Annotated in this window: 17 protein-coding genes; 8 read left to right on the top strand and 9 right to left on the bottom strand. The window is 58.5% G+C overall.

What is annotated here, in order from left to right; genetic code table 11:
* Positions 1 to 83: 83 nt before the first annotated feature.
* The 3 genes from HDF08_RS19040 to HDF08_RS19030 all read right to left on the bottom strand — a co-directional run bounded on the left by HDF08_RS19040 (position 84) and on the right by HDF08_RS19030 (position 1,469).
* A complete protein-coding gene (locus tag HDF08_RS19040) occupies positions 84 to 431 on the bottom strand; it encodes a hypothetical protein (protein ID WP_179640254.1) in 348 nt (115 codons plus the stop codon).
* 356 nt (positions 432 to 787) lie between these two features.
* Complete coding sequence (locus HDF08_RS19035) at positions 788 to 1,282, bottom strand: sigma-70 family RNA polymerase sigma factor (protein WP_179640253.1); 495 nt, start codon at positions 1,280 to 1,282, stop codon at positions 788 to 790.
* On the bottom strand, positions 1,224 to 1,469 hold the full coding sequence (locus tag HDF08_RS19030; RefSeq protein ID WP_179640252.1) for a hypothetical protein: 246 nt from the start codon (positions 1,467 to 1,469) through the stop codon (positions 1,224 to 1,226). The genes HDF08_RS19035 and HDF08_RS19030 overlap by 59 nt, the downstream gene beginning before the upstream one ends.
* A 502-nt stretch (positions 1,470 to 1,971) precedes the next feature.
* On the opposite strand from HDF08_RS19030, the gene HDF08_RS19025 reads away from it, so the two are divergent.
* Entirely contained in the window at positions 1,972 to 2,691 is a 720-nt protein-coding gene (locus HDF08_RS19025) for a hypothetical protein (RefSeq protein ID WP_179640251.1), read from the top strand.
* Between the two features lie 333 nt (positions 2,692 to 3,024).
* The gene (locus HDF08_RS19020; protein ID WP_179640250.1) at positions 3,025 to 3,327 is read left to right on the top strand and encodes a hypothetical protein; all 303 of its coding nucleotides are present in this window, start codon (positions 3,025 to 3,027) and stop codon (positions 3,325 to 3,327) included.
* A 219-nt stretch (positions 3,328 to 3,546) separates the two neighbouring features.
* On the opposite strand, the gene HDF08_RS19015 is transcribed toward HDF08_RS19020, so the two are convergent.
* Positions 3,547 to 3,837 (bottom strand): hypothetical protein, encoded by a 291-nt coding sequence (locus HDF08_RS19015; protein ID WP_179640249.1) that lies wholly within the window; start codon positions 3,835 to 3,837, stop codon positions 3,547 to 3,549.
* A gap of 454 nt (positions 3,838 to 4,291) precedes the next feature.
* Here HDF08_RS19015 and HDF08_RS19010 point away from each other — a divergent pair, with 454 nt between their 5' ends.
* From HDF08_RS19010 to HDF08_RS19000, 3 genes are all read left to right on the top strand, one after another.
* Positions 4,292 to 4,771 carry an SRPBCC family protein gene (locus tag HDF08_RS19010; RefSeq protein WP_179640248.1) on the top strand — a complete coding sequence of 160 codons (480 nt, stop codon included), beginning with the start codon at positions 4,292 to 4,294 and terminating at the stop codon, positions 4,769 to 4,771.
* Between the two features lie 44 nt (positions 4,772 to 4,815).
* Entirely contained in the window at positions 4,816 to 5,175 is a 360-nt protein-coding gene (locus HDF08_RS19005; protein ID WP_179640247.1) for an ArsR/SmtB family transcription factor, read from the top strand.
* A gap of 321 nt (positions 5,176 to 5,496) precedes the next feature.
* Positions 5,497 to 6,537, top strand: coding sequence for a beta-propeller fold lactonase family protein (locus HDF08_RS19000; protein ID WP_179640246.1), 1,041 nt, complete (start codon positions 5,497 to 5,499; stop codon positions 6,535 to 6,537).
* A gap of 77 nt (positions 6,538 to 6,614) precedes the next feature.
* Here HDF08_RS19000 and HDF08_RS18995 read toward each other — a convergent pair whose 3' ends face one another.
* From HDF08_RS18995 to HDF08_RS21500, 3 genes are all read right to left on the bottom strand, one after another.
* A complete protein-coding gene (locus tag HDF08_RS18995) occupies positions 6,615 to 7,976 on the bottom strand; it encodes a hypothetical protein (protein ID WP_179640245.1) in 1,362 nt (453 codons plus the stop codon).
* 398 nt (positions 7,977 to 8,374) lie between these two features.
* On the bottom strand, positions 8,375 to 9,316 hold the full coding sequence (locus HDF08_RS18990; RefSeq protein WP_257031321.1) for an FAD-dependent monooxygenase: 942 nt from the start codon (positions 9,314 to 9,316) through the stop codon (positions 8,375 to 8,377).
* A gap of 46 nt (positions 9,317 to 9,362) precedes the next feature.
* Entirely contained in the window at positions 9,363 to 9,686 is a 324-nt protein-coding gene (locus HDF08_RS21500) for a hypothetical protein (RefSeq protein ID WP_218884869.1), read from the bottom strand.
* An 11-nt stretch (positions 9,687 to 9,697) separates the two neighbouring features.
* On the opposite strand from HDF08_RS21500, the gene HDF08_RS18985 reads away from it, so the two are divergent.
* Together HDF08_RS18985 and HDF08_RS18980 are read left to right on the top strand one after the other, a co-directional pair.
* On the top strand, positions 9,698 to 10,126 hold the full coding sequence (locus HDF08_RS18985; protein ID WP_179640244.1) for an FAD-dependent monooxygenase: 429 nt from the start codon (positions 9,698 to 9,700) through the stop codon (positions 10,124 to 10,126).
* Between the two features lie 25 nt (positions 10,127 to 10,151).
* On the top strand, positions 10,152 to 11,429 hold the full coding sequence (locus HDF08_RS18980) for an alpha/beta hydrolase family protein (protein WP_179640243.1): 1,278 nt from the start codon (positions 10,152 to 10,154) through the stop codon (positions 11,427 to 11,429).
* Positions 11,430 to 11,745: 316 nt separating this feature from the next.
* Here HDF08_RS18980 and HDF08_RS18975 read toward each other — a convergent pair whose 3' ends face one another.
* Together HDF08_RS18975 and HDF08_RS18970 are read right to left on the bottom strand one after the other, a co-directional pair.
* Complete coding sequence (locus HDF08_RS18975) at positions 11,746 to 13,224, bottom strand: hypothetical protein (protein WP_179640242.1); 1,479 nt, start codon at positions 13,222 to 13,224, stop codon at positions 11,746 to 11,748.
* A gap of 83 nt (positions 13,225 to 13,307) precedes the next feature.
* Positions 13,308 to 14,369, bottom strand: a complete 1,062-nt coding sequence (locus tag HDF08_RS18970; RefSeq protein ID WP_179640241.1) for a LamG-like jellyroll fold domain-containing protein — start codon at positions 14,367 to 14,369, stop codon at positions 13,308 to 13,310.
* Positions 14,370 to 15,170: 801 nt separating this feature from the next.
* On the opposite strand from HDF08_RS18970, the gene HDF08_RS18965 reads away from it, so the two are divergent.
* Complete coding sequence (locus tag HDF08_RS18965) at positions 15,171 to 16,436, top strand: serine hydroxymethyltransferase (RefSeq protein WP_179640240.1); 1,266 nt, start codon at positions 15,171 to 15,173, stop codon at positions 16,434 to 16,436.
* The last annotated feature ends 141 nt before the right edge of the window (positions 16,437 to 16,577 follow it).

The raw sequence follows: 16,577 nt of genomic DNA, 5'->3' as shown, positions 1-16,577 counted from the left end.
TAATAACGGTTACAAATGAATTCCGCCGAATTGCGATCAGTTACAAATACACCACGGAACAACCCCGACCACCCAGGAACCCTCTACTTCTTCTCCGGCTCGCGAGTCATCTTCTCCAGCAGCTTCTGCACAGCGCTCTTTCCGCGCCGCTTCGTCGTCTCCTGTATCTCGCCCCTGTCCAGGCCCCCCAGATTAGCCAGCATCTTTGCGTGCGCAATGCTGCCCTTCTTGGCCTCCTCCACAAATCGCTCCACAATCTCCGGCAGCGCCTCCGCCACCCGAGCCCGCGTAAACGTTCTGCAGAACTTCGGCCGCGGACCCTTCACCGCCGCTCCATCTGCCCCTGCCGCTTTCTCTCCCGCCCCCTGAACTCCACCATCCCCGTCCAGCCCCTGTCGCACAAACCTGCCCGCCACCCGCTTCCGTTCCACTTGGGTCTCCTCCCAAAAGCAAACGGGAGAGCAGCCCTCAGGCCCTCTCCCGTTTCAATTCTTTACTACCTTTCCAGAATAGCAGTTGGACCATAACTAATACGCCAACTTTTCAGCACAAATAATCACCATCGAAACAATGACTTACCCTCGCCAGGTCACTTTCTGCCTCTTGACAACTTTTTCCTCACTCCCAAATCGGTACAGATCAACTCGCCAGAAAAGTAAACGGGAGAGCAGCCGCCAGGCGCTCTCCCGTCTCAATTTTTTACCTATTACCAGAGTAGCATCTGGCGCATAACTCATACGCCAACTTCAAGACAGAAATAACAGCAATTGAAACAGTTGTTTACGCCTTACAGGATAGTTCCAGCCTCTTGACAAGCCTTCGCAGGCTCCAGAAGTTTCCGTTCCAGGAAGATCTCCGTCAGCTCATCCAGCGCATCCGCATACTGCCGGTGCACCGACCTCAGGCTCAACCCCAGCAGCCCCGCCGTCTCCGCCTGCGTAAACTCCTGCAGTGCGATCCGTCGGATCAAATGTTGTTGTCCTTCGTCGAGCTTTTTGAGACATGTCTCCACGTCGCACACGAAGATCACCACATCCTCAAAGCTGTGCACTCGGTAGCTCGTCACCTTCCCGCGAAACATCTCGCGGCCCAGCAACGATGGCGCCCTTCCCGCCTCCATCGACAGCCTCACATACCGTCGCAGCATCCCCTCCGTATACTTCCGGTAGAACGCCAGCTCCGGAGCCGTCTTTTTCGGTTCCACAACCTCCGGCAGCGTCTTCTTACGAGAAGGCGCAGCCGTAGCCCACACCACCGGCAAAATCACCAGAGCTGCACTCATCGCGCACCTCCAGCAACCGCCGCAGTGCAGCCAACACTGCGTACCACCCCGCTACGCCCATGCCGACGCTTTCTTCCTCCAGCATGCTTGCCTCGCGGAGCCGGAAACTCTGCCAGTCGCCCAGCACATCCCCGGCAGTACACACCGTCAGAGCCCGTACGAAGCCAAAGCGCCCCGCACCCTTCACATACCTTCAAATCCATGCGCAAGTAGTTCACTTTGTTCCCTTTCAAGGCGTACTTCTCCCTCGGACGAGCCTCAATTTTTTACAACGGTCGAGTGGGCTCGCCTAAGCTGCTATGGAACGCCGTTCGCTTCGCCGCTTCGCTCTCCTGGCTCCATCGGACAAACGACAACATTCATCTATGTGTTGCTTCAGTTCAGTGTCGTACCTTGGGAAAAATCGATCACCCTGTCCCCCCACCCACACCTCTCCGATCGCGGTCCAGCTCCTCCGCCCCCAGCTAAGGGTCATCAGCCGCTCTACCACTCCGGTTCCGTATTGGGGAAGTGTCAAGGTTATAGCTTTTGACAAAACTACTGTCAATTGCGATTTTTCCTCAGGATATGTCTTCGCGTATATCCCTCGTTAGCAGTAGTTTGAAGTCGAAACTTATTGCGTCAAGTGAATATTTCGCTTTATATTCGCCTTGTCCAATGATATGGTTCGCCGAGGGTTACCCTCCATTATGAACTTTCAAGACCTTCACGAACTCCTGCGCCTTGAACTCCTTCGACGCATCGACCGAGGACTCCTCACCGGAACCCGCCTCGCCCAACAGGCCGGTTTCCAGCAAGCCCACATCTCCAACTTCCTCAACCGTAAACGTGCTCTCTCCCTCGAAGGCCTCGACCGTGTCCTCGCCTCGCAGAAGCTCTCCATCGAGCACATCCTTCCCCTCGACCTAAACGCCTCCGCTTCCGCTCCCGCTGCCACCGAAAACAGCGATCCCATCGAGACCATACCCGTCGTCTCTCCCTCCGCCGCCATGGACGACGCACGCATCCTTCCCGCCTCCATCATCGAAACCATCCAGGTCTCTGCCTCCCGCCTCCAGGACAACCGCGCCCGCCCCTCCACCAAATACGCCAACTGGCAGCGCTTTCTCGCCATCCGCGCCGACGCCCAACAATCCGCCGCCATGGATCCACTCCTCTCCCCCGGAGCCATCGCTGTCCTCGATCGCCACTACAACTCACTCGCCCCCTACCGCGCCCACCAGCCCACGCTGTATGCCGTCCGCACCGGAGCTGCTCTCCTGCTGCGTTTCGTAGACTTCGACGAGGGCCGCCTCATCCTTCGCCCCTACTCCCGCGACTTCCCCGTCCAGCTCCTGCCTCTAGCCTCACACGAAACCCCGGCCGACTACCTCGTAGGCCGCGTCTGTCTCATCTTCTCCGAGCTGTGATGCTTGGCTGCAAGCACCCAGGCGCCGCAGGCGCGTCAGCCTCGATGGCAGATCGCGCCGCGCGCGCAGCACGCAGTTGTCTGTTCTTGCCGTCATCCTGAGCGCAGCGAAGGATCCCGAGGCTCTCGACCGTCCACCGCCCTCACGGCCCTTTCAACCATCATCCGTCGAGACAAGTGTCACCAAAGTTGATGACATTCATTACTTGCTTCGAAACATAGCGGGTGCCCCATCCATCGCGTTTTTGCGATGGGTGGAAAGGTACATCTCCCCAGCCAACAGCTGCCCGTCTCCCCGGCCGTATCAAACTCCAGTGTTACCCTGTCCCAAGCGATGAACCTCCGCATAGCAGCCATCCGCTCCGGCACTGACCCCGTCCGAAAGCTCACCATCGGCTCCTTCCAGCACTGGCTCGAAGCGCCCCTCACCTGCCCAAAGTGCGACGTCACCTACCTTCTCGCCGTCGACTGGGATCAGTCCTCCGACCGCTGGTTCCCCGAAACGTCCAAGCCTCTCATCACTCTTCTCAGGAAGGCGATCCACATGGGCCACACCACCAGTCACCGCGTCACGCACTTCGAAACCGAAGGCGTCATCGTCGAAAGCATTGTCGAAAGCATCACTCCGCCTTCGTGACGCAGAAGTCACCCGCCGACCAACGGGAGGACGAGGCGAAGCCGGTATACACCCCACGAAGTGGGCGCTGCCCGCGTAGGGCGAACTCAAATCTTCATCAGTTGTCGTTATCAGAAAAACCCAACCCCCAACCGCAATCAGCCGTCTCCCATCACCGGGACACACACCAACCGCGAAATCCCCGCAGAGCGCCCCTTGCGGCTCCCGGGGACAACCAGCCTAAGCTACCGCCAGCTCATACTCTTCCGCGCTGATCACCGCGCTGATATCGGTCACCGAACCAACACTGGTCACGCCCACTACAGGCTTCTTCCAATCGCCCAGCGAACGGCTCAGCATCGATGCTGCGCAACCCTCGCCGCAAAGTATCGTGATATCCCGGCTCCGCGCCAACTCCGCATCCCACGGCATAAATGTAACCCCGTGCGACGTAACCTTGGCCAAAACCCAATGATTGCTGGTCTTCTTCTGGACCCCGCAAACGCATGTGTAAATCGTAATTGCAGCCATATAACTCTCCTCTACGTTCCGCTGTTCCCGCGAATTGTGTGCTACATCTTGCATAGTTGCATTTGGCCTGCCAATGACGCTGAAACGCCCGTCTTTATTTGTTTTCAACGCCGCTTCCAGATCTCATCACCACTTTTGCGATACCGCCGAGTGCCCAGGATCGCAAAATGTAGGAAAACATTTTCCACTCTCGCATTCGAAGGGTAATTTCTTCGGAAACAGAGCAGAACATACCGTCTGATGCGGAAAAACCATCCCGCGGCCCACAAAAGCAACCACAAGCGAAGAATTAACGAAATACCACCTTCGTGCCACTCCCAGACCGTGTCAACGCTCTACCTAATCCCACGAATCATAGCGTTCTCAAATACTTAAGTTTATACTTGACAATTAGGCGATCACTATTCAATAGTAAAGCTGTAACTTAACTATTCTCTTTCCCGAGGTGGAACTCATGGAAGACTCAACAGTCATTCACAACACATTTCAAATCGAACGGAAGCTGAAGGCCTCCCCGGAGCGAGTCTTTGCAGCATTTGCCGACGAGGCGATCAAACGCCGCTGGTTCTTTGGCGGGAGCCCTCACGCGGTCGAGCACTACGAGCTCGACTTTAAAGTGGGAGGCAGGGAGCGCACGCAGAAGAAAATGGAGCCGGGCACCCCAGTCTCCGGCAAGACCCTGGTCAACGAAACCGTCTATGAGGACATCGTCCCTGCGCGGCGAATCGTGACAGCTTACCGGATGAGCTTTGACGGCAAGCCGTTCTCCGCGTCCCTGGCTACCATCGAGTTAGTGCCGGCTGGCTCGGGCACTGATCTCGTATTCACTCATCAGGGTGCCTACTTCGAAGGAGCTGACGGCCCAGAGATGCGCAAGGGCGGATGGGAGTCATTGCTGGATAAGCTGGTGAAAGAGCTTGGCGAGTCAGCTTGAAACCTGAGGACGAGCCGGCAGTGAGAGGAACCAGGGCGCGGAAGATGAATCGGAAGGAACACAATATCGACCGCGTCTTCCAGGCGCTTGGCGACGCGACGCGGCGTGCGATGCTGGAGCGCTTGAGCCCCGGCCCCATGTCGGTGTCGCTGCTGGCCGAGCCCTTCAACATGTCGCTCGCCGCCATAGTGCAGCATCTGCAGGTGTTGGAAGAAGCAGGCCTCGTAAAGACCGAGAAACTTGGCCGCGTGCGCAGCTGCCGTGTCGAGGCCGCGGGCCTGCACGCTGCCGAACAGTGGCTCCGCGCTCGCCGTCCCGAATGGGATCTCAAGCTCGATCGATTGGCTGAGATCCTAAATGAATCAGATGAGTCCGATGAATCGGATAAGGGACAACCAGACTAAGGCATGGAGCAAAGCCGCTACCGTTGCAGAATCTGAACAGCTCAATGCTGAAAGAGCCACTCGGCGCACCCTGCTCCGGGTCTACCCTCAGCTGCCTCAGGACGCCGGACCACTTCGCGACCGAAGCCATATCCACATCGTAAGTATGGAACCCCGCCGACTCCGGATACGACCAGAAGGTTCGCCCACTTCAGAGAGACAAGTGAAGGACACATTCAGCGAAAATTAAGCATGCAATGCTACCTTCTTCATGCTGTAGATCCAATGCATTTGGTTATTCCTTCAGTGCATCGAATCCAGCCCGGAGATGGAGATATATAGATGCGAACGATGCGAATGGTTGTAATGTCAATGGCGATGCTGCTGCCCGCCGGTCTCCTGCCCGCCATGGCCCAGACAAAGTGGGACGTGACAAAAACATGGCACATCGGCGGAGAGGGCTCAATGGACTATCTCACGGTTGATCCCCAGACACACCGCTTGTTTGTCCCCCGCGGTACCCACACGATGGTGATTGATGCAGACTCAGGCAAGGTGCTGGGCGATATTCCAGGGCAGAAAAATGCGCATGGCGTGGCGATTGTCCCTTCGCTGGGGCGCGGGTTCATCACGGACGGCGGCGGAGAGGGTGCTATCGTGATCTTCGATCTGAAGACCTATGCCGTGCTCGGCACGCTGGCCACGGTGCCCGATTCCGACGGCATTATTTATGACGCTGCACTCGGGCGCATCCTGGCTGTCTCGGGGGACAAGGGCGTGCTGATGTCGTTCAAACCGGATATCGATCCGAAGAGCGGCAAAATTGATCCACAGATCGAACTGGGCGGAGCGCCCGAGTTTCTCGCCTCCGATGGAACCGGAAAGATCTACATCAATCTGGAGGACAAGGACGTCGTCGCAGAGGTTGACCTGCAGACAAAGAAGGTCATCGCGCGCTGGCCCGTTACCCCCGGCGGCCACCCCGTGGGCATGGCGTTGGACAAGAAGACCCACCGCTTGTTTATTGGCTGCCGCAAGCCGCAGAAGATGATCGTCATGAGCACTGAAGACGGCAAGGTTCTCTCAGATCTGCCCATCGGAGCGGGCGTCGACGCGACTGCGTTCGAAGCGGGGCAGGCGTTCGCAAGCTGCCGCGACGGCTCCCTGGTGGTCGCTGGAGAGAGATCGGGAAAATTTGAGGTCGAGCAAATCGTGAAGACTTCCTACGGAGCGAAGACGCTGGCCATCGATCCGACCAGCCACAAGATTTATCTCCCAACGATGGAGTTTGAAGAGCTCAAGCCTGGAGCGGCTTCGGGGCGTCCGAAGGCGAAGCCCGGGAGCTTCATGATCGTTGAGGTCGGGCGCAATGCGACGCAGTAGATAACCCGAAGCCGGCCAACCGATAGCTCCGGTTGGTCGGCAACTCGGAAGTTGCATGTGACAGAAGCTACGGTCGATTAGTAGCGGCAAGTCGGCTTATAGCGACCAAACAGGATTAGCTTGATAAACACGCAAAGTGGATGTACTGATGTGTCTACGGGCAGGTCAGCGTAAGCCGCTGCAGCGAGCCCTCCGACCACCCCGAACCATCGGTCAGCAGATGCGTGAAGTAGACGTAAAACTGCTTGCCCAGAATGTGCGGATCGTCGCCCAAATCCAACCGCAGTCGGATAAGCCGCAATCGGGCCATACACGCCAAGCAACGTAGGAACGGTCCAATGCAAAGCATCGACAGATTCCGCGTATCCAAACTGCGTGTCGTTGGAGATCAGCATCACATAGCGCTTCAGCTCGCTGTTGTAGTGGATATCCAGATATCCCTGATAGGCGGAGCTTGGAATCAGGTCCGTCGACGCTCCTCCAATCGCCGGCTGCAGATCCCACTGCCCCTCATAGAACTTCTCAAAGGCAACCGTATGCGGATGCGCCAGTTCGGTCGCCGAGCTCAACTCCGGCTGCACCGGCGAACGCGCCGTTCCGAAGGCAGCAGCCAGCACCGCAGCCACCGGGGCACGCGCCACCGAGACATTCGTCGTCGTCGACGCCCCGCCAGCATTGGTAACGTGCAGCGAGCCATTGGCCAGCCAGTCCGGAAAGTACAAGTAAAAGTACTTGCCATCCGGCGAGAGCACCAGCGGCCCGTCGCCGATCTCATAGCCGTCAAGCCCAACCGCGTAAGCCTGGTTCAACCGGATGATCTCGCCAAGGTCGGTCCAGTGCTGCCCATTATCAGAGGACGCCGCGAGTCCCAGCGCAGCGTACAACGCATCTTTGGGTAACTCCGCGTGGTACGTCGCTAAAAGATGTCCCGGCCCAGCCAGCTCCGAAGGCACCTGATAGACCGGGCCTCCCCCAATGTAGCCATAGCTCGAATAGTTCGGGTTCACCGCGGAGTTGGGATTGGGCGAGACGCCGACATCCAGCGGATCGCCCGAGCCAAGCGGCTTGTCGAGCGTGCCCACCGTCGTAACCACCGACCCTGCCTTATTGTTGCCGACCCACTTCCCCTGCCACATCTGACGCGCATGATATCCCCCATCGCTGGCAAAGAACTCGTAGCCGGTATCGGTCTTGATCACGCCCAGCGGCGTATCGGGCCATGCAAAACCGTTGTAGATGTCCGTGATCGGCGGTTGTGCCTTTCGCCCGGCCGCGAGACGTTCCGCCGGCGTGGCGACCACCACCTGCCCGGTCACCTTCGGCTGGCAGACCGCCGAGAGCGTTTGGGCAGCTAGCTCCCTGGACGAGAGACCTGCCAAGGACAGACTAAACAGGCTTACTAACAAGGCAAAAGTGAAGAACCGCATTCGGAGGAGCATAGATATCCTTGGATTGGATTTCGTGAGGATCATCAGGTCTTTCTTGCAGCGACTCTTTTCCCAAGAGACAACCATCGACCCTCTCTACAAAAAAACACAGCAGCCAAACGAATGTCGTGCAGTGTGCTGATGAATTGTCTGTAATTTCTCTCGATGTCTCCTCGCCGCTACCGTCGCAGAATCTGAATCAGCTCGATGCTGAAGGAGCCGCTGGACGCACCCTGCTCCGGGTCTACCCTCAGCTGTCTCAGGACGCCGGACCACTTCGCGACCGAAGCCATATCCACATCGTAAGTATTGAACCCCCGCCGCCGCCGGGCACACCAGAAGGGTTAGTCCATCATCACGCCGACCCAATCACAAAGAACTCCCGACAAAAGAATCTTGGAAGCCGTACGCTACTCAGTAGCAGGCGATCCGAACCAGGTAGTCAGCGCGTCAGCCAGACCCACCTGCGTTACGTCTCCCACCCAGGCCACATATCCGTCGGGCCGAACCAGGACAGCGGTAGGGGCCGTGACCGCCCCGATCGCAGGAAGCTCCCACGGACCAGCGAACAGGGCGTCGATCAATGAAACGCGATCTGCCCATGGAGCGATGTCGAAGCCGCCAGATTCACCAAGGTTGAGCAGCAAGGGTCGAGCATCGTGCAGTAGGGCGAAGACGCGCTGCGGGCCCTTGGCGGTCACCAGGTCGAGATCGGGCATGTGGCGTCCGAGCAACGGGTGTCCCTCCCCAAAGTCGTACCGAATATCCAGGCCTGTCATCATGGCAGCGTACCGCTTGCGCGGCTCGTCCATCTTGAGCAACTCGGAAACGGCCTTCCATGCAGCCTGCGAGCGGTCATCCCGGCGCATAAGGGCGACCTGCGCCAGCGAGTTCTGCAGAACCTTGGCACCCACCGGGTGGCGCTCGGCCTCGTAGGTATCTAACAGCCACTCCGGCGACATCGCCTGAATCACCTGTGCCAGCTTCCATCCCAGGTTCACAGCATCCTGAACGCCGACATTGAGGCCCTGTCCGCCAGCCGGGTAATGCACGTGCGCGGCGTCGCCCGCCAGTAGCACCCGCCCCTTGCGGTACGTCTCTGCCTGACGCGCCGCGTCGGTGAACCGTGTGATCCAGACCGGACTGTGAACCCCGTAGTCCGTCCCATACACCCTGATGAGTCCTTCGCTGAGATCGCGAAGGGTCGGCTCGCTGGTGCCGCCCAGTTCTCTCTCAGTCACGAAAGCTCTCACCAGACCCGCCTCATCCAGCTTGCTCAGCGCGTGCAGACCAACGGCGTCGTACCGTACGCCCCATTCCGGCTCCTCGGCCAACTCGACCTCGGCGAGCAGGTGGCTGATCGTCGGATCCCAACCAGGGAATGCGATGCCGGCTGCTTTACGAACCTGCCAACGCGACGTCGACGCCGGTCGGATCCTGCGCGAAGCCCGTCACCTCGCGCCCGCGATAGCAGACGGTCAGTTGCTGCGGGCCCAATATCTCGTCGGGTGCGACGGCGGACGCAGCGTGGTTTGCCTGGTTATCCAGGGGATGCCTCGGAGAGCGGAAAGAGGGCGCTCCATTTCGAGCCGAATCGCGAGTGCGATCCTCATCCTCTCTGCTTCTAGGATAGCAACTCGGAACAACATAAAACAGACTGTATTTCGCTCCAAGATGCGGTAGGTTCAGCAGACGTTTGTTGAAGATAGATACCGCAGCCAAGGGGTCTTGGGATGAAACATGAGGTGGTGATTGCCGGAGGGGGTCCGACGGGGATGATGTTGGCGGGCGAGTTGGCATTGGCGGGTGTTGACGTCGCTATTGTCGAACGGCGCACCAACTCGGAGTTAGTCGGCTCGCGTGCGGGTGGCCTGCACGCTCGCACCATCGAGGTTCTCGATCAGCGCGGGATCGCGGATCGCTTCCTCGCGGAGGGCAAGGCGATGCAGACCGCGGGGTTCGCTCACATCTCCCTCGACATGAGCGATCTGCCGACCCGGTACAACCACGGGCTCGCGCTGTGGCAGAAGCACTTCGAACGCATTCTGGCAGGCTGGATCGAAGAGCTGGCCATACCGATCTCCGATGTTCTGTACTGGGCCTCGCGAAGTTCAGGGTCAGTCCCCATGGTCAGCAACCATAAGTCGCCTTCTGGGAAGTAGCTCCATACCTTGATAAACTTAACAAATGCTCTCAAGGCTTTATGCAAAGTGGATGTACTCCTGGGAGACAGCCCTCACCACCCGCGACACCAACCGCATCGTCCGCCCCCTCGAGTGGGGCTTCGACTGGCTCGAGGACTTCAGCCCCTTAGCCCGTGCAGCCAACCCGCACCTCGCCAACCCGCACCTTGATACCACTCCCCTCACCGACACGCCCGTCGCAGACGACTTCGCCCGCATGACCGCCGTCAACCGCGACATCGTCGCCCGCGCCGACGAGTTCTTCGGCTACGAAACCCCCACCGACTTCCGCCTCGAGCGCCGCCACCCCCAGCTCTACCCCACCAACGTCCGCCCCGAAACCCTCGAAGAGGACGCCGAACTCCGCCGCCAGGCCGAAACCGGCGAGATCGAAGAGGCCGACTTCCTCCGCTTCACCTCGCCCATCCGCAGCCTTTACCCCGAAAACGATCAGGTCAACGCCCGCTGGTACCCGGCGCATCCGCACACGCAAAAGGGCAAGCCCAAACAGGCGATGATCGTCATGCCCCAGTGGAACGCCGACGCCTTCTCCCACAACGCCCTCTGCACCCTCTTCAACAGCTTCGGCATCTCCTGCTTGCGCCTCTCCAAGCCCTATCACGACGTCCGCCGTCCCGCCGAACTCGAGCGCTCCGACTACGCCGTCAGCTCCAACGTAGGCCGCACCACCGAGGCCTGCCGTCAGGCCGTCGTCGACATCCGCAGCTGCATCGATTGGCTCGAATCCCAGGGCTACGAGCACTTCGGCGTCCTCGGCACCAGCCTCGGCAGCTGCTACGCCTTCATCGCCGCCGCCTTCGACCAGCGCCTCCAGGTCTGCGCCTTCAACCACGCCTCCACCTGGTTCGGAGACGTCGTCTGGGCCGGCCAAAGCACCCGCCACATCCGCGCCGCCTTCGAGCGGACCGGCCTCACCCAGGACCAGGTCCGCGAGATCTTCTCCATCGTCAGCCCCATGTCCTACATGGATCGCTTCGCTGCAACCCCCAAGCGAGTCCTCGTAGTCCACGCCACCTACGACCTCACCTTCCCGTTGAAGTACTCGTTAGACGTCCTCAAAAACTTCAACGCCCTCAACATCGACTACGTCTCCAAGGTTCTCCCCTGCGGCCACTACACCACCGGCGAAACTCCCTACAAGTACATCGACGGCTGGTACCTCGGCTCCTTCATCTACAAATCCTTCAAGCGCCTCTCACAGACAAAGACCGCAACAGCTCTCGAATCTCCCCAAACAGCAAAGGCTCAACAGGGTCGCTGAGCAGATTGGCAGCAATTCATCCACTTCTCGTTACTCCAACACGCTTGCCAAAGTAGAACACGCAGTACTTGACGAAAGGCGTTTGTCGAGACTAAATCCAGAGAGCCTTACCCGCAGCGAATTTCAAAACAGGAAACGGAGTGTTTCGCCATTCAATGTTTGTAGACTTTGCAAATGTCTATCCGGAGCACTTTGAATAGCCGCTTACTCATGCGCTCGATCGCGATGAGACTGCGAGGAGGAGGCATCCGCTATCGAGGAGTTTTGAAGAAGGGATAAATGTAAAACGACAAGCGAAATCTTGATAGCTGGCAACCTACTTATTCAGGGTAACGGCGATGCCTTCGAGAAACATCTCCATAAAGTCAGGGCAGCGCATGCCCGCCCGCCGGTTGTTCGGGTCGTTGGTGACCCGCGGACCCCACCGTCCATCCCATCCGGCGCTCTCAGTGCGCGGAACCCACCATACCTGCGAAGTGCGGTCAATCACAAAATCATACTTGCGACCGTCAGGAGCCGGGGCAGTAAATGGGTTGACCTGCCAGTCGATCTGTCTGGTCGCCGTGAAGCCTGGAACGGTGATGGCTGCAGGAGCGAGGATGGTCCCAAAAGTAGTGGTTCCTGTCTGATCCGTTGAGACCGCGTTTGGGGTCGCGTCTACTTCGGTTGAGCCGAAAGTTGACCAACCTTCAGCTTCTTCGATACCTAGTACGACCCAACCAACTACCAAACCGAGGAGTTTTAGAACGACGACCCACGTAGGCGGGGGTTGAGTCCCGGGAGGCGTCCCCGGGCTGAGCACCGCCTCACCCGAGATAACGTCGTCAAGCTTCTCAACCGCGCCGCACGAACCACCACCGGCCGAGATGCCAGCGGTAAAAGGCGTTACATTATGCGGCCCGGGCGTAAGGTACAGTCCGTGGGTGCCAACTGACACAAACAGGAGCGGATGCGCATCGCCGCCCGTGCCCAGCACAGCATCGGTCCATTTAAATACCTGCATACCGACTCGCTGGTCCTCGTCCCCAAGAATGCTCGGGTCGCCGATGTTCCTCGACGTCAGTCCGATGAAGATCGGCGTGTTGGACGAATCAATCAGGACGGCCATCGACGCCCATTCGCCCCCAAAGCTGGCGAAGTTCGCACCCTCGCCCGCAGCCTCGCATCCTTCCAGACCTTCAAAGTGAAGTGGAAAAAGGAAGTGATAGACCAGCGCAGATGGCGCGCTGAGCTGCGCGTTGTTGGCCACCAGCCTGAAGAGGTCGAGGCCATTCGGTGTGCGAGTGCTGGTGAATTTGAGCAAATCCTGATTGCTCATAAACTCCACGTAGTACCAGGGTTGACTGCCCTTAAGCGGAGAGGAATAGTCGATGGCATTGAGCGCGGCGTGGCGGTTGATGGTTGCTGCCGTTATCTCGTTGGGAGGATCGACCGGGGTATCCCAGCCGGCAAAGTCGAAGAACCGCTCCTCGATCGGACGCGGCCTCTCGCCCTGCGGACGATTGCCGACCAGCCCGCCCGCGCCCAGCGCACCCAGCCAGACCTTTCCGGTTGCCTCATTCTTCAGCGCGGCCAGATTCCCACGCTCGACCTGCGGCACCCTTGGAAACACAGTCTGCGGCGCTTCACCCCAGTTTGCCTTGTCGTCGAAGGGCGCCGGAGAGGCGCGCCACATCGAGCATCGCTCCAGATACCACTTCGGATCGACCGGCAGCATGTTTTCGTTCGGATGGAAGAGCAGGACTGGCTCAAATCGTTTTGCGAACGTCCGTGCATCAGAGGGTGGTGGCATCATCTCTCCTGTACGTCGGGTGTCCTGTTTACCGGATAAGGCGCGGCCCGCCAATCATCGCTGTTGGAGTGAGATTCGTATGGACTTCAAGGTCCCAGCGCTGCCTCTTCTTTTCCGATCAGGGCAAAGAACGCCTGCATCGCCGGATCGCACTTTGGGTCGATCACAGGTGCCTCCGTCTTGGCAGCGTTCAGCACCCGCTGCAGCTCCGCCATCCGCTGTCCGCGATCGGTGTCGAGGCCGTGCTTCTTCAGCAGCTCCAGCCACTGCCGGATGACCTTGCGCATGGCATCGCCGTCGATCTTACCCTCGCACCACAGCTTCATAAACCGGTTGAGGAGACCTCTAGCCTCGGCCTGGTCGGCGGGCGATAGCAGCTCCAGGCCGCCAAGCAGCGCCCGTCGTCCCTGCTCAGCCAGTTGGAGCAGAGAGGCAACCGCGGCCGGCTCCGCCTTTGCCCACGCCACAACGTCCTCAAAGAGTGCTTGCCAGCACGCCGCCGTCTTAGGGGTGTAGGGTCTGCAGAGGAACTCACGCTGCATGGCCTTGGGATCGCTTCGCCAGACCCTGACCTCATCGATGCGGCCGTTCAACGGATGGCTGCCACCGATGTGATTGCCGACGGCGATACTGCCCTGCAGCGGAGGCACGCCGCTCGAGACGTCAGCCTGTCCAACCAGTTTGCCATCCATGGTCAGCTGTATCTTCGAAAAACCGTCGTGGTAAAACCCAACGGTGACCCAGCGTTCCAGCGGCACAGGATGGAATTGTCCATCCGGGGCAAAGGCGTCAGCAGCCCTGACAAAGGCACCGCCCGGGCCGGCGATCTGTGCCGTCAGCGCCTTTTCGGAGATGGCGAAGGTGAAAGCGCCACTCGCATCGATGAGACCCTGTTCCCGCACGAACACGGCGTCAACAAATACAACCATCTCGACTTTGATTGCAAGCAGGCTGGCCCAGCCTTGTGCCGCAGTCGGCTGAATCGCAACCTGGCTGTCGTTGTTGGGAAAAGATACCGCGAACTGGCTGACTGCCGGGCCGGGTGCAGATGCAGTGTCGACGCCGGAACCGTGATTGCGGTACGGGCTTAGATCCACGGGAATACCGTCGACACGATAACGCTGCTGCAGGATGAGCTCAAGGGCCATAAGACCTCCTGCCAGACTCGGCAGTGTGGATTCAAGTCGAGAGGGCCCGGGATCGTCGGCCCGATTATAGCAAACGCTAGCGTCCCCGTTGGTCGCAAGCAGAATGATGATTCCGACCAACGGGAGGACCAGCCGAAGGGGTATACCCACCACGAAGTGGTCGCGCTCCGCGCAGGAGGCCCGTCCGGCAGGACAGTCACTTAGTGCCACACGTAAGAAGGGCCACGAACGAAAGCTCGTGGCCCCCCTAACCTCTGCTCGAAAAATCTGCTTATTGCTCGCTATTGAACGAGGACTCAAACTCCTCACGCGGCGTCCCGTTCCACTTGGCGACAAGAAGCGGGAGAATCACCATCATCGAAAACGCAATTCCAATATATAAAGTCTGCATAGGTGATCCTTTCCAAATGCTGCTTGCTTATGCCTGCTGATAGTAAGAACGCCAACTGCAAACGAATGGATGTCCACTTGGAAACCTTATTTGTTCGAAAACCAAACCAAATCCGGTTGCCAACCCTGAATATTCTTTTTCCACAGGCAACCTCTACGCTGCCACCCGCAATGTAATGGCCGAAGACCAAAAATAAAGTCCGAAATCGTGGCGTATTTTTCGTCGTCGAAAAGTGCACTGTCCTGCGTCCATCTCAGCCACGCATCCCACCACAAACTCACCATCCAAACACCACAACGAAACACCCCCTTTTCCCAAAACACCCCTCAAAAACAACAGCAAAACAGCAAAAAACCACGCCGCCCAACACCAGAAAAAATCCAAAAAAAACTGTGACATAAAATAACGTCATGCCCATCGACCGCAACGCCCCGCTGGCCGTCTCCGACCCCGAAATCGCCGCTCAGATTGAAAACGAAGTAAAGCGCCAGCACGAAGGCCTCGAGATGATCGCCTCCGAAAACTTCGTAAGCCGCGCAGTCTTAGAGGCCGCAGGCACCGTTTTCACCAACAAATACGCAGAAGGCTACCCTGGAAAGCGCTACTACGGCGGCTGCGAGTACGCCGACGTCGTCGAAAACATAGCCCGCGACCGCGCAAAACAACTCTTCGGCGCCGACCACGTCAACGTCCAACCCCACTCCGGCTCCCAGGCCAACGCCGCCGCCTACATGACCATCCTCAACCCCGGCGACTGCATTTTAGGCCTCGATCTGGCCCACGGCGGACACCTCACCCACGGCCACAAGCTCAATTTCTCAGGCAAACTCTACAGAATCGTCGGCTACCAGGTCCGCAAAGACACCGAAACCGTTGATTATGATGAACTTGAAGCCATCGCACTCCGCGAAAAACCCAAGGTAATCGTAGGGGGTGGGAGCGCCTATCCGCGCCAGTTCGACTTCCCCCGCATGCGCGCCATCGCCGACAAGGTAGGTGCCTACTTCATGGTCGACATGGCCCACTTCGCCGGCCTTGTAGCTGGAGGCGCGCATCCATCGCCCGTTCCCCATGCCCACATCGTCACCACCACCACCCACAAAACCCTGCGCGGTCCACGCGCCGGCCTGATCCTCTGCAATCAGGAGTTTGCCGCAGGCGTAGATCGCAGCGTCTTTCCCGGCCAACAGGGCGGCCCACTCATTCACATCGTGGCAGCCAAAGCAGTAGCCTTCAAAGAGGCTCTGACACCGGAGTTCGCGACCTATGCGAATCAGGTAGTTACCAACGCCAAAGTCCTCGCCGAAGCCATCGCCTCCGAGGGCTATCGCATCATCTCCGGCGGCACCGACACCCACGTCATCCTCATCGACGTCTTCCAGAAAGAAATACTCGGTTCAGAGGCAGAACACGCTCTGGGAGAGGCTGGAATCACGGTCAACAAGAATGCAATCCCGTACGACACCAACCCGCCGATGAAGCCCAGCGGCATCAGAATCGGCACACCCGCTTTGACCACAAGAGGCATGAAGGAGCCTGAGATGCGCGTCATTGCCGGCTGGATCGCGCAGGCTCTTGAACACCGAACCGACTCTAGCAAGCTGCAGCAGATTCGCAATCAAGTGCTCGAAATGGCAGAGAAATTCCCTTTGTACAGTTGGCTACGAGAAGCATAACTCCCTATAAATCAGATGGTTTCAGCGAAAGAGAAATCATAAGTGCAGTGCAAGGCGTAGCAACTTTCGATTCACCTCCGTGGCGGATAACAAATCTGCGAGTATAGTTTTCGATTGGAAGGCTGGCACAGACCCGATGAG

This window comes from Tunturiibacter empetritectus (assembly GCF_013410875.1).
Lineage (GTDB): Bacteria > Acidobacteriota > Terriglobia > Terriglobales > Acidobacteriaceae > Edaphobacter > Edaphobacter empetritectus.
Note: the sequence above shows the minus strand (reverse complement) of the source record. Positions and strands in the feature narration are given on the sequence as shown.

Bases quoted from the DNA above. Each gene is read 5' to 3' on its own strand.
- HDF08_RS19035 (WP_179640253.1), bottom strand. From the start codon at position 1,282: ATGAGTGCAGCTCTGGTGATTTTGCCGGTGGTGTGGGCTACGGCTGCG.
- HDF08_RS19025 (WP_179640251.1), top strand. From the start codon at position 1,972: ATGAACTTTCAAGACCTTCACGAACTCCTGCGCCTTGAACTCCTTCGA.
- HDF08_RS19020 (WP_179640250.1), top strand. From the start codon at position 3,025: ATGAACCTCCGCATAGCAGCCATCCGCTCCGGCACTGACCCCGTCCGA.
- HDF08_RS19015 (WP_179640249.1), bottom strand. From the start codon at position 3,837: ATGGCTGCAATTACGATTTACACATGCGTTTGCGGGGTCCAGAAGAAG.
- HDF08_RS19010 (WP_179640248.1), top strand. From the start codon at position 4,292: ATGGAAGACTCAACAGTCATTCACAACACATTTCAAATCGAACGGAAG.
- HDF08_RS19005 (WP_179640247.1), top strand. From the start codon at position 4,816: ATGAATCGGAAGGAACACAATATCGACCGCGTCTTCCAGGCGCTTGGC.
- HDF08_RS19000 (WP_179640246.1), top strand. From the start codon at position 5,497: ATGCGAACGATGCGAATGGTTGTAATGTCAATGGCGATGCTGCTGCCC.
- HDF08_RS18995 (WP_179640245.1), bottom strand. From the start codon at position 7,976: ATGCTCCTCCGAATGCGGTTCTTCACTTTTGCCTTGTTAGTAAGCCTG.
- HDF08_RS18985 (WP_179640244.1), top strand. From the start codon at position 9,698: ATGAAACATGAGGTGGTGATTGCCGGAGGGGGTCCGACGGGGATGATG.
- HDF08_RS18980 (WP_179640243.1), top strand. From the start codon at position 10,152: ATGCTCTCAAGGCTTTATGCAAAGTGGATGTACTCCTGGGAGACAGCC.
- HDF08_RS18975 (WP_179640242.1), bottom strand. From the start codon at position 13,224: ATGATGCCACCACCCTCTGATGCACGGACGTTCGCAAAACGATTTGAG.
- HDF08_RS18970 (WP_179640241.1), bottom strand. From the start codon at position 14,369: ATGGCCCTTGAGCTCATCCTGCAGCAGCGTTATCGTGTCGACGGTATT.
- HDF08_RS18965 (WP_179640240.1), top strand. From the start codon at position 15,171: ATGCCCATCGACCGCAACGCCCCGCTGGCCGTCTCCGACCCCGAAATC.